15 protein-coding genes are annotated in these 16,294 nt (G+C 67.0%); 11 read left to right on the forward strand and 4 right to left on the reverse strand.

Translation table 11 applies throughout. The annotated features are described in order from the left end of the window. Nucleotides 1-21: 21 nt before the first annotated feature. Both AU195_RS02385 and AU195_RS02390 read right to left on the reverse strand, forming a co-directional pair. On the reverse strand, nt 22-825 hold the full coding sequence (locus AU195_RS02385) for a lysophospholipid acyltransferase family protein (RefSeq protein WP_059157457.1): 804 nt from the start codon (nt 823-825) through the stop codon (nt 22-24). An 86-nt stretch (nt 826-911) separates the two neighbouring features. Continuing rightward, nucleotides 912-2,219, reverse strand: coding sequence for a TetR/AcrR family transcriptional regulator (locus AU195_RS02390; protein ID WP_059157458.1), 1,308 nt, complete (start codon nt 2,217-2,219; stop codon nt 912-914). Between the two features lie 330 nt (nt 2,220-2,549). On the opposite strand from AU195_RS02390, the gene AU195_RS02395 reads away from it, so the two are divergent. Continuing rightward, on the forward strand, nt 2,550-3,428 hold the full coding sequence (locus tag AU195_RS02395; RefSeq protein WP_059157513.1) for a mycofactocin-coupled SDR family oxidoreductase: 879 nt from the start codon (nt 2,550-2,552) through the stop codon (nt 3,426-3,428). Here AU195_RS02395 and AU195_RS02400 read toward each other — a convergent pair. After that, the gene (locus tag AU195_RS02400) at nt 3,425-4,081 is read right to left on the reverse strand and encodes a TetR/AcrR family transcriptional regulator (RefSeq protein WP_059157459.1); all 657 of its coding nucleotides are present in this window, start codon (nt 4,079-4,081) and stop codon (nt 3,425-3,427) included. The genes AU195_RS02395 and AU195_RS02400 overlap by 4 nt on opposite strands. 188 nt (nt 4,082-4,269) lie before the next feature. Here AU195_RS02400 and AU195_RS02405 point away from each other — a divergent pair, with 188 nt between their 5' ends. Next, a complete protein-coding gene (locus AU195_RS02405) occupies nt 4,270-5,058 on the forward strand; it encodes a spirocyclase AveC family protein (RefSeq protein WP_059157460.1) in 789 nt (262 codons plus the stop codon). An 8-nt stretch (nt 5,059-5,066) separates the two neighbouring features. Then, nucleotides 5,067-6,272 carry a cytochrome P450 gene (locus AU195_RS02410; protein ID WP_059157461.1) on the forward strand — a complete coding sequence of 402 codons (1,206 nt, stop codon included), beginning with the start codon at nt 5,067-5,069 and terminating at the stop codon, nt 6,270-6,272. 15 nt (nt 6,273-6,287) lie between these two features. On the opposite strand, the gene AU195_RS02415 is transcribed toward AU195_RS02410, so the two are convergent. Continuing rightward, nucleotides 6,288-7,316 carry a sugar-binding transcriptional regulator gene (locus AU195_RS02415; RefSeq protein WP_059157462.1) on the reverse strand — a complete coding sequence of 343 codons (1,029 nt, stop codon included), beginning with the start codon at nt 7,314-7,316 and terminating at the stop codon, nt 6,288-6,290. 117 nt (nt 7,317-7,433) lie between these two features. Here AU195_RS02415 and eltD point away from each other — a divergent pair, with 117 nt between their 5' ends. The 8 genes from eltD to AU195_RS02455 are packed head-to-tail and all read left to right on the forward strand — an operon-like array spanning nt 7,434 to nt 16,288. After that, nucleotides 7,434-8,522, forward strand: coding sequence for an erythritol/L-threitol dehyrogenase (gene eltD, locus AU195_RS02420; protein WP_059157463.1), 1,089 nt, complete (start codon nt 7,434-7,436; stop codon nt 8,520-8,522). A 20-nt stretch (nt 8,523-8,542) separates the two neighbouring features. After that, complete coding sequence (locus AU195_RS02425) at nt 8,543-9,970, forward strand: ABC transporter substrate-binding protein (protein WP_059157464.1); 1,428 nt, start codon at nt 8,543-8,545, stop codon at nt 9,968-9,970. Between the two features lie 32 nt (nt 9,971-10,002). Beyond that, nucleotides 10,003-10,959, forward strand: a complete 957-nt coding sequence (locus AU195_RS02430; RefSeq protein ID WP_059157465.1) for a carbohydrate ABC transporter permease — start codon at nt 10,003-10,005, stop codon at nt 10,957-10,959. Nucleotides 10,960-10,961: 2 nt separating this feature from the next. Continuing rightward, nucleotides 10,962-11,840 carry a carbohydrate ABC transporter permease gene (locus AU195_RS02435; protein WP_059157466.1) on the forward strand — a complete coding sequence of 293 codons (879 nt, stop codon included), beginning with the start codon at nt 10,962-10,964 and terminating at the stop codon, nt 11,838-11,840. Beyond that, a complete protein-coding gene (locus AU195_RS02440) occupies nt 11,840-12,955 on the forward strand; it encodes an ABC transporter ATP-binding protein (RefSeq protein WP_059157467.1) in 1,116 nt (371 codons plus the stop codon). Before AU195_RS02435 ends, AU195_RS02440 begins: the two co-directional genes overlap by 1 nt. Then, nucleotides 12,952-14,079: an ABC transporter ATP-binding protein gene (locus AU195_RS02445; protein WP_059157468.1), complete on the forward strand. Its 1,128-nt coding sequence runs from the start codon at nt 12,952-12,954 to the stop codon at nt 14,077-14,079. The genes AU195_RS02440 and AU195_RS02445 overlap by 4 nt, the downstream gene beginning before the upstream one ends. Continuing rightward, the gene (derK, locus tag AU195_RS02450) at nt 14,076-15,824 is read left to right on the forward strand and encodes a D-erythrulose 4-kinase (RefSeq protein ID WP_059157469.1); all 1,749 of its coding nucleotides are present in this window, start codon (nt 14,076-14,078) and stop codon (nt 15,822-15,824) included. The genes AU195_RS02445 and derK overlap by 4 nt, the downstream gene beginning before the upstream one ends. Beyond that, nucleotides 15,821-16,288, forward strand: coding sequence for a ribose-5-phosphate isomerase (locus AU195_RS02455; protein WP_059157470.1), 468 nt, complete (start codon nt 15,821-15,823; stop codon nt 16,286-16,288). Before derK ends, AU195_RS02455 begins: the two co-directional genes overlap by 4 nt. Nucleotides 16,289-16,294 lie beyond the last annotated feature (6 nt).

Genomic DNA, 16,294 nt, shown 5'->3' on the forward strand with positions numbered 1-16,294 from the left:
ATCGCAGGGGAGTAGCAATGATCATCCGAGTACGGGAAGGCGCCGTTCCTCGGCGAGTTCGTCCAGCGCGTTCTGCATGACCGATCGGACGTGGGCGTCGACCTCGGCGATGTCCGGGTCATCGCCGAACCGGGTGGCGACGTCGATAGGGGGAAGCACTCGGGTGACGATCTTCGTCGGCAGCGGGAGATTGACCGGAACGACGACGCTGAACCCGAACGGAAACCCCACGGAGATCGGGAGTATGTCGGAGCGGAACCGCTCGAGTCCGAGGCGTTTCGCGAGCCAGGTGCCGCGGGTGAGGAACAGTTGACTCTGCTGACCACCGATCGACACCACCGGGACGATGGGCGCGCCCGCCGCCAACGCGGTGGCGACGTAGCCGGTGCGGCCGTTGAAGTCGATGACGTTCGCGCGCCGGGTCGGCCGATAGGCGTCGTAGACACCGCCGGGGAAGACCAACACGACTGCGCCTGCCTTCATGGCCTCTGTGGCGACCGCCCGGTGGGCGGGTACGAGTCCGATGCGCGACACCCAGTCGCCGATGGGGCCGGTGAACAACGCGTCATGCCCCAACGTGAGCACCGGTCGGTCGTAACCGAACCGGTCGTAGAACGCGCTGCTGAACGTGACGGTGTCGAGCGTGAGGATGCCACCCGAGTGGTTCGACACGGTCAGCGCGCCACCGGTTTCCGGGAAGGACTCCATGCCGCGTACCTCCCAGCGGAACCAATGCCTGCCGACAGGGCGGGCGGCCTCGATCAGCTTGCGGGTCGCAGCCGGATCCCAGCGAGAAGGGTCGTATCGGTTCGTGGCGCCGTCCATCGAGCGAGTCCTTCAGTCGATTGCGCGCCATGCTACATCAGAACAAGTATTTGGTTTTAGCGTCGGTGGACGGTGCGAGGTCCCCGTCAGGGATGGCGTTCGACGACACCACGAAGCGTCGTGTCCCGGACGTGGATCAGTGCCTGACGTGTCCCCAGGTCACGGAGGATGTTCTCGGGGACCCAGCCGATTCCGATGACGCCGCGCGCCAGGAGATCGTTCGGCGGGCTGTCGACCCGTATCTCGCCGGACCGTATCCCCTCGGACAAGAGGTTTCTCATCTGCCGCACGCGTTTGGAGAACAACCACCCGGGGTTGGGCGTACCCGGAGGGGACTGTCGCATCCATGCCAGCTGGATGCGGAACTCGTCGCCGAAGCGGTCCAGCGCATTGGTGTTGATCCAGCTCAGTGCGTCCAGCTTCTCGATCGACGTCGCATCGGCGCCCAGCACTTCGGTCCAGCCCATCGCGATCTTCTCGCCGAAGGACCGCATGATCGAGGCGAGCAGCTCGTCCTTGGAACCGATCAGCCGGTACACGGTGCCGGTGCCCATGCCGGCTGCCGAGGCGATGTCGCGGATGGTGGTGACCTCGTAACCCCTGCGTCCGAACTCCGCACGGGCGACCGCGCGCACGTGTGCCGCCTTGCCGTCCGCCTCGGTCTCGCCGTCCTCACTCCACGACTGCACGACGGCGTCGGCGGCCAGGAACGCAGCCGATCGATCCAGACTCTGATCCGTCGGCGGCTCGACTGCCAGACCCTCGAGCACGATTCGGGTCAGGAGGGTGGCCACCTTCTCGGCGGGCGAGTTCTGCCGGATGACGTCGAGACCGGCCTGCAGCATCGTCTGGACCATCCGGTCCGCCAGCACCGGTAGGTCGACGTCGGACCTGAGGTAGCCGCTCCACCTGGCTGCACGCAGCGTCTGCAGCATGGCCTGCAGGATCGCCGTGGGTCTGCGCTGCGCGAGGGCGGCGAGTTCCGGATTGGAGCTGCGACCCTCGTAGAACGACATCTGCAGGGCGGCGCGGTGGGTCACGGCGCACTGCGCGATCGCGGCGCTCAACTCGACGATCCGGTCGAAGGCGGAGTGTGAGATGGGGTCGTCCAATTTGAGCTGGGCGAGTTCGGCGATCCGGTCGAGGTCGGCGTGATAGCGCCGAAGCAGTTCGACCAGGATCGACTCTTTGGATTCGAAGTGGTGGTAGAGGCTTCCGGGCAGGATGCCTGCGGCGTCCGCGATCTCCTGCAGGGAGGTGCGCAAACCGGACGTGGCGATCAGCGATGCCGCGGTCTGCAGGATCTCGGTGCGGCGCGAGCCGTCGTCGTACGCGTTGCCCGCCTCGGATCCGAGGTTGGAGGCGCGTTTCGCCGTACTGCGTCTCGGCGTCAAGGTAGGACGCTCCACGACTCCGCCAATGACCTCGACTCCCAACGCGGGCGCTCGTCCCTCTGACCGAATATTTGGTGGAATGCTACCAGATCATGGGTGGTCGGAGGGCCTCCTGCCTGCTGAAACATCGGGCTTCGGCCAGATTCTGGAAGATTCGTTTGGGAGAACGTGTTCCGTTGGGGGCACGACCGGGACCACGGAAGCGGTGCCCGGCCGGGTCGGTACCAAACTTTTGTCCCACAAACCCTTGCCTCCCCTCGCCCGAGTGGCATAGTTTCGCATCGTTCGAGCGCGGGAGTCGGCTCGCGTCTCATGGACATCGGAGGATGCATGACCGGAAAGCTCGACGGCAAGGTCGCTTTCATCACCGGCGCCGCCCGCGGGCAGGGTCGCGCGCACGCCATCGCGATGGCCAGGGAGGGCGCCGACATCATCGCGGTCGACATCTGCCGTGACATCCCGTCCAACCCGTACCCGTTGGCGACCCCGGACGATCTCGCCGAGACCGAGCGTTCCGTCAAGGAGATCGGCAGGCGCGTCGTCGCGCGGATCGCCGACGTCAGGGAACGCCACGAACTGCGCGACGCCGTCGAGGCCGGGCTGGCGGACCTCGGCAGGATCGACATCGTCGTCGCCAACGCGGGAATCCTCCCGATGGCGATGGGCAACCCCGACCCCATGGGTTTCGTCGACGCGTCCGACGTCGACCTGCTGGGGGTGATGAACACCGTCGCGGTCGCCATCCCGCACCTACCCGACGGTGCCTCGATCATCGTCACCGGCTCCACTGCGGGCATGATCCGTGGCACCACGACCAGCCCGGACATGGGTCCCGGTGGCGCCGGCTACGGGTGGAGCAAGCGCATCGTGATGGAGTACGTCGACGAGATGTGTCTTCACCTGGCGCCGAGGATGATTCGCATCAACGCGATCCACCCGACGAACTGCAACACCCACCTGCTGCAGAACGAGGGCATGTACGGCGTGTTCCGGCCCGATCTGACCGCCGAGGGCAAAAAGCCCACCCGCGAGGACGCCGAACCGGTGTTCACGATCTTCCAGGCCATGCCGATCCCGTACATCGAGCCGGAGGACATGGCCAACCTCGGGGTGTTCCTCGCCAGCGACGACAGCCGCTACATCACCGGACAGCACATCCGCGTCGACGCCGGCTCGCTGCTGAAGTGGCCCAACGGACCGGGCGGTTAGGGCCGGTGCAGGAACCCGTGCAGGATCGCCTGGACGAGTTCCTCGACGATGGCCTCGCGTGACGGGGGACTGCTGCCGAAGAACGTCGAACGCAGCGCGACCATCCCGACGACCATCGCCACCGTCGAATGGGCGGGCAGGTCCGGCTGGTTGGACCGAAGGCCGCGCAAGCGCACACCCTCGGCGCTGATGCGGCCGAGCATGCTCAGTGCGCGCCGGATGTCGGCGATGCCCGCGGCCTCGATGTCCTCGTCGCCGAGCCCGTCCGACGCGACGAGCGTCAGCAACAGGCCCCGGTTCTCGACGAGCGTGTCGTAAAGATGGCCGACGAACTGCCGCGCCAAGTCGACCTCGTCGGTCTCCTCGGGAACGACGGCCTGCCAGGTCTGCGCGAAGTCGTCGAGGAAGCTCGTGAACGGCACCACGAGGGCTTCCCGGAACAGTCCCGCCTTCGAGCCGAAATGGCGAAATAGCAGGTACTCGCTGACGCCGGCAGCCTCGGCGATCTCGCGGGTGGTGGTACTGCGATAGTCCTTGCGCGCGAACAGATCACGGGCGGCATCGAGAAGCAGGCGACGGGCCTCGCCGCGGGGCCGGCGGCCGGCCTGGACCGGGACCGCGGTCTGCTTGTCTGACGACGTTCGTTCGGACACCGTTGTTCACCCTAGTCGGCCCTTGACCTTCTCCCTTGTAATAGTGTCCACTATTACACATCGTCGGAGAAAGGGGCTGCCGTGGGTGCGGTCATCATGCTCGGCACGCTGTTCGGGCTCATGGTGCTCATCGTCGGGGCGATCGTCTACGTCGACCCGGAAGCGCGGGACCGCGACGGGCGTGAACGATGAGCACCGAACTCACACCGGCCCTGATCGCCGGCCTGGCCTTCGCCTACGTCGGTGGACTCGTGTTTCTGGGCGTCGGTGTGGTGCTGAGCCTGCGGCGCGGCCGCCTCCATCCGCTGCTGCTGGTGTCGATCTCGGCGATCTCGTTCTCGTGGATCGAGGCGCCGTACGACTGGGCGGTGTACGCACAGTTCCCGCCCGCGCTCCCGCGGATGCCCTCGTGGTGGCCGCTGAACATGACCTGGGGCGGCGGCCTGCCGTCCGCGGTGCCTGTCGGATACATCGCCTACTTCGTGCTGCCTGCGGTGATCGGCGCAGCGCTCGGCCGGCGGCTGATCGCGCGGTTCGGCTGGCGCAGGCCACAGACGCTCCTGGCCGTCGGCCTGCTCGTCGGGTTCTGCTGGGCCCTGTTCTTCAACGGGTTCTTCGGTCCCCGAATGGGAGTCTTCTACTACGGATACGTCATACCCGGACTCGCGATCTTCGAGGGGAGCAAGTTCCAGTACCCCGTCTACGACGCCATCGCGATGGGCATCCAGATGATGGTGTTCACCTACCTTCTCGGACGCACCGACGCCCAGGGGCGCAACATCATCGAGTCATGGGCCGACCGGGTCTCCAAGACCCGGGTGCAGTCCGCGGCCATGTCGATCCTCGCCGTGGTCGTCGTCGGCCACGCCGTGTACGGCGCCGTCTTCGCCCCACACCTCGTGACCAAGCTCCGCGGCGACGTGACATCGGGACCGACCGAACAGTTGTTCCCCGGCGTGCCCAACCAACCTCGATGAGGACTCCCATGACCATTGATCCCGCGGTCGAGTTGTACTACGACCCCTTCGATTTCGCGATCGACGACGACCCGTACCCGATCTGGAAGCGGATGCGCGCCGAGGCGCCGCTGTACTTCAACAGCAAGTACGGCTTCTACGCGCTCAGTCGCTTCGACGATGTCGTCCGTGCGCTGCCGGACTGGGAGACCTACCGGTCGGGCCGGGGGACCACGGCGGACATCTTGTTCAGCGGCATCGAGGTGCCGCCGGGGATCCTCCTCTGGGAGGACCCGCCCCTGCACGATCTGCACCGGCGGCTGCTCTCCAGGGTCTTTACTCCCCGCCGGATGCTGGCCGTCGAGGACCTTGTTCGCGGATTTTGTTCGCGCGCACTGGATCCGCTGCAGGCCGCCGACGGCTTCGACTTCGTCGTCGATCTCGGCGCGATCATGCCGATGCGCACGATCGGGTACCTGCTGGGGATCCCCGAGGAGGGGCAACAGCAGATCCGCGACCTCAACGACAAGAGCATCACCGTCGGCTCGCAGGGCGATGGCGCCGGCGAGGTCAGCCAGACGATCTTCGAGGAGTCGCTCGGCGTCTTCGCGGAGTACATCGAATGGCGGGCGACCCATCCCTCCGACGACCTGATGACAGAGCTGCTCAACGCGGAGATCGAGGAACCCGGCGGGACACGCCGACTGCTCGACCGCACCGAGGTCCTCGCGTACACCGCGATGATCGCCGGCGCGGGCAACGAGACGACGGCACGGCTCATCGGGTTCATGGGTCAGCTGCTCGGCGAACACCCCGAGCAGCGGCGGGAACTCGTCAGGGACCCGTCGCTCATCCCCTCGGCGGTGGAGGAGACGCTCCGTTACGAGCCGCCGTCGCCGGTGCAGGCGCGTTATGTCGCACGCGACGTCGAACTGTACGGGCAGACGGTCACCGAGGGCTCGTACATGCTGTTGCTCAACGGGTCGGCCAATCGGGACGAGACACGGTTCGCCGATCCCGACCGCTACGACATCCACCGACAGGGCGGACACCTGAGTTTCGGGCAGGGGCTGCATTTCTGTCTGGGGTCGGCCCTGGCCAGGCTCGAGGCGCGGGTGGCCTTCGAGGAAGTCCTCAAACGGTGGACGGACTGGGAGGTCGACTACGGCAACGCGACCAGGGCGCGTACGTCGAGTGTGCGGGGTTGGGCGAAGCTGCCGGTCAGGACGGGCTGACCGCCCGTTCGCCCGTCAGGCGTTCGCGCCGTCGACCGCCTCGAGGACGGCCGCGGCGGTGGACGGGTCGGTCACCAGTTGGTTGAAGTAGCCGCCGCGGGCGCCGGCGATGATGGAGGACACCTTGTCGCCGCCCACCGCCACCGCGATGGTCACGGGGACGTGGCGCAGTGCGTCGAGTTCGACGGCGATCAGGCGGTCGCTGCCCTCGAACTCGACTTCCTCACCGTCGCGGTCGTAGAAGCGTGAGCACACGTCGCCCACGGCGGCGCGCAGTGAATTCGACCGAGTCGGGACGAACTGCGGGATGTCCGAACGCATCAACGGCGGCGCACCGACGCCCATCAGCGCGCAGCGGGCGTGCGGCCACAGGTGCAGGACGCGTTGGATGCTCGGATCCTTGAGCAGCGACGGATACAGGTCCGGTCCGGGCAGCGCGGGGGCGAACAGGTAGTTCGGCCTGCCGTTGACCCGGTTGGCGACCCGCCTGGTGATCTCGTTGGTCTGGTACCACTCCTCGGGCTGGTCGTTGCCGCCGACCGTGGGCGCCACCAGCACCCCCGGCAACGGCACGAGGTCGTACTGGGACACCTCGTACACCGTCCGCCCGCTCGACACCAGCAACACATCTCCGGGTAGCAGCCCCGCCCCGGCCAGCGCCCGTCCCACCGCAGGCGCCAGCGCCGCGCCCATCACGTCGACGATGCCGCGGCCGGGCCCCGGTTGGGGCAGTGGGTGGCTGAGGAAGACCGTCGTCAGGGACAGCGCGCGGGCCACCCGGTCGGCGAGGTCACCGGATGCGACCTCCGCGGGCGGGACCACCTCGATGCGCACGATGCCGCGCCGCTTGGCCTCGGCGAGCAGGCGGCTCACCGTCGCCCTGCTGGTGCCGAGTTGCGTCGCCACTTCGGCCTGGGTGGCGTCCTCGGTGTAGTACAGCTTCGCCGCGGCATAGAGCAGCGAAGCGGGGAAATGGCCGGCGTCGGCGTCCGGGGCGGGACTGTCGACGCCGGTCGGAGACGCGGGCTGTGCGGACCGGGGCACGCCAAGAAGTATGACATTGAACACCTGAAGCTGAACAGATTTTCCCTGAACAGATGTTCTGGACAGATGTGCACAGCATTGGTTAGTGTGAGCGCAGCCACACGAGAGGAACCGCTGATGCCCGATCAGATCCCGGAGAAGATGCAGGCCGTGGTCTGCCACGGACCGCGCGACTACCGGCTCGAGGAGATCGCCGTCCCGCAGCGCGGACCCGGGGAGGCCCTGATCAAGGTCGAAGCAGTCGGCATCTGCGCCAGCGACCTCAAGTGCTACCACGGCGCGGCGAAGTTCTGGGGAGACGAGAACCGCCCCGCATGGGCCGAGACCATGGTGATCCCCGGCCACGAATTCGTCGGCACGGTGGTCGAACTCGACGACGATGCGGCCCAGCGGTGGGGGATCGCCGTCGGCGACCGGGTGGTCTCCGAGCAGATCGTGCCGTGCTGGGAGTGCCGCTTCTGCAAGCGCGGCCAGTACCACATGTGCCAGCCGCACGACCTGTACGGCTTCAAGCGCCGCACCCCTGGGGCGATGGCGAGCTACATGGTCTACCCGGCGGAAGCGCTGGTGCACAAGGTCTCCAAAGACATCAAGCCCCACCACGCCGCCTTCGCCGAACCGCTGTCGTGCTCCCTGCACGCGGTCGAACGCGCCCAGATCATGTTCGAGGACACCGTCGTCGTGGCGGGTTGCGGGCCGATCGGCCTGGGCATGATCGCCGGCGCCAGGGCCAAGAACCCGATGCACGTCATCGCGCTCGACCTGGCGCCCGAGAAACTCGAACTGGCCAAGAAGTGCGGCGCCGACATCACGATCAACATCGCCGAACAGGATCCGGTGGCGATCGTCAAGGAGCTCACCGACGGCTACGGCGCCGACGTCTACCTCGAGGGCACCGGTCACACGGCGGCGGTTCCCCAGGGGCTCAACCTGCTGCGCAAGCTCGGCCGCTACGTCGAGTACGGGGTGTTCGGCAGCGACGTCACCGTCGACTGGAGCATCATCAGCGACGATAAGGAACTCGACGTGCTCGGCGCGCATCTCGGGCCGTACTGCTGGCCGGCCGCCATCAAGATGATCGAGTCCGGTGTCCTGCCCATGGACGAGATCTGCACACATCAGTTGCCGCTCAACGACTTCCAGAAGGGTCTCGACCTGGTCGCGAGCGGTAAAGAGTCGGTCAAGGTCTCGCTGATCCCCGCCTGAGAGCCGAAGGAAAACACCACATGAGTCGAGATCGGGTCGCGCAGCACCGTCAGCTGTCGCGCCGGAACATGCTGGCCGCGATGGGAATCGCCGGCGCGGCCGCCGCGAGTCTGCCGGTGCTGTCGGCCTGCGGCGTCGGAGGCAAGGCCAGTGCGCCGAACGGGGCGTCGGAGGTGAGCGGCGGATTCGACTGGCGCAAGGCGTCCGGGTCGACCATCAACATCCTGCAGACCCCGCACCCGTATCAGCAGTCGTACCAGCCACTTCTCAAGGAGTTCACCGAGCTCACCGGGATCACCGTCAACGTCGACCTGGTGCCCGAGGCGGACTACTTCACCAAGCTGAACACCGAACTCGCCGGCGGTACGGGCAAACACGACGCATTCATGCTGGGCGCCTACTTCATCTGGCAGTACGGGCCGCCCGGCTGGATCGAAGACCTCAACCCCTGGCTGCAGAACGCTTCGGCGACCAACGCCGAGTACGACTTCGAGGACATCTTCGAGGGTCTGCGCACCTCGACCCGGTGGGACTTCGAGCTCGGGAACCCGTTGGGCACCGGTGGTCAGTGGGCCATCCCATGGGGCTTCGAGAACAACGTCGTCGCCTACAACAAGGCGTATTTCGACCGGCGGGGCATCAGGAAGCTGCCCGACAACTTCGACGACTTCGTCCAGCTCGCCGTCGACCTCACCGACCGCTCGCAGAACCGGTACGGCATCGCCACCCGCGGGTCGAAGTCGTGGGCCACGATCCACCCGGGGTTCATGACCCAGTACGTCCGCGAAGGCGCCGTGGACTACACGTTCGACGGTCGTGATCTGGTCGCCGAGATGGACAGCGACAAGGCCGTGGCGTTCACCGAGAAGTGGATCCAGATGCAGCACGAGGCGGGCCCCACCTCGTGGACCACGTACGACTACCCCAACGCCACCGGAGATCTCGGTGACGGCAAGGCGATGATGGTCTACGACGCCGACAGTGCCACGTATCCGAAGAACAAGCCGGGCGCCAGCGCGCAGGCGGGGAATCTCGGCTGGTACCCGGGCCCGGCCGGTCCGGACGGCAACTACAAGACCAACCTGTGGACCTGGACGTGGGCGATGAACGCCAACTCCCGCAACAAGCTTCCCGCATGGCTGTTCATCCAGTGGGCCACCGGCAAGGAGTCGATGAACAAAGCCGTCGAGGGTGGCATCTACGCAGATCCCGTGCGGCAGTCGGTCTTCGACACGACGTTCAAGCGGATCGCCGCCGACCAGTACGGATACCTCGAGACCTTCGAGACCGTGATCCCCACCTCGAAGATCCAGTTCACCCCGCAGAAGAAGTTCTTCGACACCACCAAGGACTGGGCCGTCGCGCTGCAGGACATCTACGGCGGTGACGACGCCGCGTCCCGGTTGCGCAGTCTGGCCAAGACCAACACGTCCAAGGTCAACCTCTAGGAGCCGTGTCCAATGAAAGAGCAGGGCCACCCATGACCACTCAGACTCCCAAGGCGCCGGAGGCTTCGCCCGAACAGCAGGCGCAGGATTCGGGCCGCGCGCTGCCCGAGGTGCCGACCTGGCGGCGCAGGCTTCGGCCCTATCTCTTGTCGATCCCGGCGCTCGTCATCGTCATCGGCATCCTGTATCCGTTCTTCGTGGGCGCTTATTACGCGTTCCTCAACTACGCGGCGGTCAACCCGAATCCGCACTTCATCTGGTTCGAGAACTTCGCATCCGTCCTCGGCGACCAGATCTTCTGGGAGAGCGTCAAGGTCACCGGCATCTTCGCCGTCGTGGCGACCACGATCGAGACCGTCCTCGGTGTCGGGTTGGCGCTGTTGCTCAACAGGTCGAGCATCATCGGCAAGATCTTCGAGAAGGTGTTGATCCTTCCGCTCATGATCGCCCCGGTGATCGCGGGCGTGATCTGGAAGCTGATGTTCAACCCGCAGTTCGGAATCCTCAACCACGTTCTGGGTCTTGGCAATACGTTCGACTGGTTGTCGTCGGGTAATGCGTTGTGGTCGGTGATCCTGGTCGACCTGTGGATCTTCACGCCGTTCGTGGCGATCCTCGTGCTGGCCGGTATCCGGTCGCTGCCCAAGGAACCCTTCGAGGCCTCGGAGGTCGACGGCGCCAACTGGTTCTACATGTTCCGCAAGCTGATGCTGCCGATGCTGTGGCCCTACATCCTGGTCGCGGTCATCTTCCGGTTCATGGACAACCTCAAGGTGTTCGACCACATCTACGTGCTCACCGCGGGCGGACCGGGTGTCGCCACGCGCACCCTGCAGATCGGCGCGTTCGAGGACTCGATCATCAACCTCGACTACTCCCGCGGCAGCACCTACATGCTGCTGCTCTGGATCATCGTGTTCATCACCGCGCGCTACCTCGTCAGCGTGCTCGGCAAAGCGCAGCGCCGTGCTGCCGGAGCGGAGTCGTAACCATGGCACTCTTTCGCAGAAGCGAGTTGATGCCCGGTCAGAAGCGGTTCTCGATCGGTTCCGTCGCGGCCGACGTCGGACTGGTGTTCTGGTTCCTCTTCTCGCTGTTCCCGATCTTCTGGATGCTCATGCTGGCGCTCAAGAACGCCGAACAGCAGACCACCACGTACTTCTCGTTCAGCCCCACCTGGTCGAACTTCGCGACGGTGCTCTCCGACAAAGGCACCCAGATGACCAGCGTGGACTTCAAGGCGTCGCTGCTGACCAGCCTGATCAACTGCGGCGGGGCGGTGATCGTGTCGCTGGTGATCGGCATCCCGGCCGCCTATGCCGCGGGCCGCTGGCAGTACAAGGGCAGCAACGACCTGATGTTCCAGATGCTGTCGTTCCGATTCGCTCCGGAACTCATGGTGATCGTGCCGCTGTTCGTGATCTACAACCAGATCGGTCTGTTCGACACCAAGGTCGGCATGATCTGGGTGCTGCAGCTGGTGACGATGCCGCTGGTGGTGTGGATCCTGCGGTCCTACTTCCAGGATCTGCCGGAGGATCTGGAGCAGGCCGCACTGCTCGACGGCTACACCCGTAAGCGGGCGTTCCTCATGGTGGCGTTGCCGATCGTGCGGCCCGGTATCGCCGCGGCGGCCCTGCTGGCGTTCATCTTCGCCTGGAACAACTACGTGTTCCCGCTCATCCTGGCCGACAGCAACGCCGGCACCGTCACGGTCGCCATCACGAAGTTCCTCGGTGGCGGCGGTCAGGCGTACTACAACCTCACAGCCGCGGCGGCGATCATCGCGGCCCTCCCGCCCCTGATCCTGGCGCTGACCATTCAGCGTTATCTGGTACGGGGCCTGTCATTTGGGGCGGTGAAAGCCTGATGGCCACGGTATCTGTCAACGATCTGCACAAGTCCTTCGGCAAGACGCGAGCCGTCGACGGGGTGACCGTCGACATCGCCAACGGCGAGTTCTTCGTGATCCTCGGGCCCAGCGGCGCCGGGAAGACCACCACGCTGAAATCGATCGCCGGTCTCGTCGACATCGACAGCGGGTCGGTGCACATCGGGGGCCGCGACGTCACCCGCGTCGAGCCGTACCACCGCAACGTCGCGATGGCCTTCGAGAGTTACGCGCTGTACCCGCAGAAGACGGTGAGCGAGAACCTGGCCTCCCCGCTGAGATCGGGTCGTACGGGCCGTTATTCGGAGGCCGAGCGTACCGAGCGCATCGATCAGGTGACGACCACGCTGGGGATCAACCACCTGCTGAAGCGGTATCCGCGCGAACTGTCGAACGGTCAGCGACAGCGGGTCGCGCTCGGTCGGGTGCTGGTGCGCCCCGCCGACATCTACCTGCTCGACGAACCGCTCAGCCACCTCGACGCGAAGCTGCGCGCCGCGATGCGCGCCGAGCTCAAACAGCTCGGCGCGATGTCGAACACCACGACGCTCTACGTGACGCACGACTACCAGGAGGCGCTCGCGCTCGGCGACCGGATCGCGGTGATGCGCGAGGGCCGGCTGGTCCAGATCGGCACACCGGAGGACATCTGGCGCCGGCCGGCGGACACCTTCGTCGCGAAAGCGCTCGGCCAGCCCGAGATCAACCTGCTCGACGGGGTGGTCGACGACGGCCGGATCCGGCTCGGGGACGGCTCGCTGGACGTGGCCATCCCGGCCGACGCGCTCGTCGACCGCGGTGACCGCGTGCGGGTGGGGTTGCGCCCCAGCGACATCCACGTCACCAGCGGGGACGGAACGCTGCGGGGACGGGTGCTGCTCGCCGAGCGCCTCGGCCGCAACATCGAGCTGACCGTCGACTGCGGCGGCACCCAGCTCATCGTGCTGACCTCGGGCCGCCACGGTGTGGGGGAGGGCGACGACGTGACGATGAAGGTCGCCGACTCCGATGTCCACGTCTTCGCCGTCGGCGACGGCGACACCTCGCGTCTTGGACCTGCCGATCACCACTCGACACTGGAGGCAGCACAGTGAGTCTGACCGCCGAGAAGCCGCGGACCGCCACCGCGCAGAGCCTCACCCTGAGCGATCTGGTGAAGACTTACGCATCGCGCGGCCGGGAGAGTGTCACCGCGGTCAAGGGCATCGACCTGGCCATCGAACCGGGCGAACTGGTCGCGCTGCTCGGGCCGTCCGGCTGCGGGAAGACGACCACGCTGCGGATGATCGCCGGACTGGAGACCGTCACCAGCGGGTCCATCAAGATCGGCGACCGGGAGATCTCCCAGTTGCCCGCCGCCAAGCGGGGAATCGGTGTCGGGTTCGAGAGCTACGCCCTGTACCCGCCGATGTCGGTGCGCGAGAACCTGTTGTACGGATTGAAGGCGCGCAAGGTCAAAGGCGCCGAGCAGATGGTCGATTCGATCAGCCGGCGCCTCGAGATGGACGATCTGATGGGCCTGCGCCCGGCCGGGCTGTCGAGCGGTCAGAAGCAGCGGGTGGCGCTGGCTCGCGCGCTCGTGCGCAACCCACCGGTGCTGCTGCTCGACGAACCGCTCAGCCACCTCGACGCGTCGGCCCGGCAGCGGGTGCGCCGCGAACTCAAGGTGCTGCAACGCGAATTCGGTTATACGACGATCGTGGTGACCCACGATCAGGTGGAGGCGCTGTCGCTGGCGGACCGTCTCGCGGTGATGGACGCCGGCGTCGTACAGCAGTTCGGCACACCCGACGAGGTGTTCGACGATCCGGCGAACCTGTTCGTCGCGCAGTTCGTGGGCGAACCGCAGATCAACGTCCTACCCGGGGTCGCCCGTGTCCGGGACGGCCGGGTGTCCGTGCAGATCGGCGACGACGCGGGGAGTCTGGACACCGCGGCCACCGACGTCGCCGACGGCACCGCGGTCACGGTGGGCCTGCGGCCGCAGGACTGCGTGATCACCGGTGACTCCGCACGCGGTGTCGCCACCACCGTCGCCTATTTCGAACACCTCCTGGAGTTCGGCCTGTCCACCAGCACCGTCCACGGTCTGGAGGAGGGCGTCGTCGTGCAGACACCGGCTGCCGAAACCTACGAACCCGAACAGAAGGTGGTCGTCACGGCGCCGCCGGAACGGGTGTACCTGTTCGACACCGACACGGGGGAGCGCCTGCGGTGACGAAGCTGTTCAACGATCCGGCCCGCTTCACCGAGGACATGCTCGTCGGGTTCCTCGACGCCAATGCACGCTACGTGGCGGGAGTCCCCGGCGGTGTGGTGCGCGCGCACACCACCCGCGCCGGCAAGGTGGCCGTCGTCATCGGCGGCGGATCCGGGCACTACCCGGCGTTCTGCGGAACCGTCGGGGCGGGCTTCGCCGACGGCGCAGTGGTGGGCAACATCTTCACCTCCCCGTCCACCGAGGAGGCCGCATCGGTCGCGCGCGCCGCCCACGGTGACGCCGGCGTCCTGCTGGTCACGGGCAACTACGCCGGCGACGTCATGAACTTCACCCTGGCGGTCGACCAGTTGCGTGGTGAGGGTATCGACGCCCACTACTTCGCGGTCACCGACGACATCGCCAGCGCGCCCAAGGGCGAAGAGGCCAAACGACGCGGTATCGCGGGCGATTTCACCGTCTTCAAGTGCGCATCCGCCGCCGCCGAGGAGGGTCTCGACCTCGCTGGCGTGATCCGGGTCGCCGAGGCGTCCAACGCGGCGACCCGCACACTGGGCGTCGCGTTCGACGGGTGCACGCTGCCCGGCGCGGATCACCCCCTGTTCACGGTGCCAGAGGGACAGATGGGCGTAGGCCTGGGCATCCACGGGGAGCCGGGTGTCGCCGAGGAGCCCATGCCCACCGCCGCCGGTCTGGCCGGAACGCTGGTCGACGGTGTGCTCGGCGACTCTCCCGCCGACGCCGGGTCGAAGCGAATCGCGGTCATCCTGAACGGATTGGGCCGCACCAAGTACGAAGAGCTGTTCGTCGTGTGGGGTGGGGTGGCGCGGCTGCTGCGCGAACGCGGTTACGAGATCGTCGAACCCGAGGTCGGCGAGCTCGTGACGAGCCTCGACATGGCCGGCTGCTCACTGACGGTCATGTGGCTCGACGACGAACTCGAACGGTACTGGCGGGCCCCAGCGGACACCCCGGCATACCGCAAAGGTGCTGCATCCGTTGCGGATTCGACCGGTGAGCGGCGCAGCGACGCCGACGTCAGCGCGACGGCCGCCGCACCGTCGGTCGGTGAGCGCTCCGACGAGGCCGGGCGCGACGGCGGCCGGACGGTCGCCAGGATCTTCGAGGCGCTGGCCACCATGCTCGCCGGCGCCGAGGACGAACTCGGCCGCATCGACGCGATCGCCGGTGACGGCGACCACGGCCGCGGCATGGTCAAGGGCTCGTCCGCGGCGCGTGCGGCGGCCGCCGGCGCGGTGGAGCAGGGCGCCGGGCAGGGTTCTGTGCTCACCGCGGCCGGCAAGGAGTGGGCGGCCAAGGCGGGCGGCACATCCGGCGTGCTCTGGGGAGCGATGCTCAGCGCGCTGGGCACCCGCCTCGGTGACACCGGACGGCCTGACTCGGCGACCGTCGCCGCGGGAATGCGGGACGGCTACGACGCGCTGGTTCAGCTGGGCGGCGCCGCGCCCGGCGACAAGACGATGCTCGACGCGCTGCTGCCGTTCGTCGAGGAACTCGAGCGGCGGGTGGCCGACGGGGAGCGTTGGCAGCAGGCGTGGGCGGCGGCCGCGGAGACCGCGGAGAACGCCGCACGTGCCACCGCCGACCTGCGCCCCCGGGTCGGCCGCGCCCGCCCGCTGGCCGAACGCAGCGTCGGCACCCCCGACGCCGGGGCGACCTCGCTGGCGATGTGCGCACGCACGGTCGCCGAAAGCCTCACTGTGAAAGGGGACAACCCGCAATGACTGACAAACTGCGCATCGTCGTCGGCTCCGACGACGCCGGATACGAGTACAAAGAGGCCCTCAAGGGCGACCTGAAGTCCGACGATCGGGTCGTCGAGGTGACCGATATCGGCGTGGGCACCGACGAGGACACGGCCTACCCGCACATCGCGGTGGCGGCGGCCCGGATGGTGGCCGAGGGCAAGGCCGACCGCGCCCTGCTGGTCTGCGGTACGGGTCTGGGCGTGGCGATCAGCGCCAACAAGGTGCCCGGCATCCGGGCGGTCACCGCGCACGACAGCTTCTCCGTCGAACGGTCGGTGCTGTCCAACGACGCTCAGGTGCTGTGCTTCGGACAGCGCGTCATCGGGCTGGAGTTGGCGCGCCGGCTGGCCCGGGAATGGCTGAACTACGAATTCGATCCGGCCAGCAAATCGGCGGACAAGGTCGAGGCCATCTGCGGCTACGAATCCGGTACCGACTGAGGCCGC

Source organism: Mycobacterium sp. IS-1496, from assembly GCF_001499995.1.
GTDB lineage: Bacteria > Actinomycetota > Actinomycetes > Mycobacteriales > Mycobacteriaceae > Mycobacterium.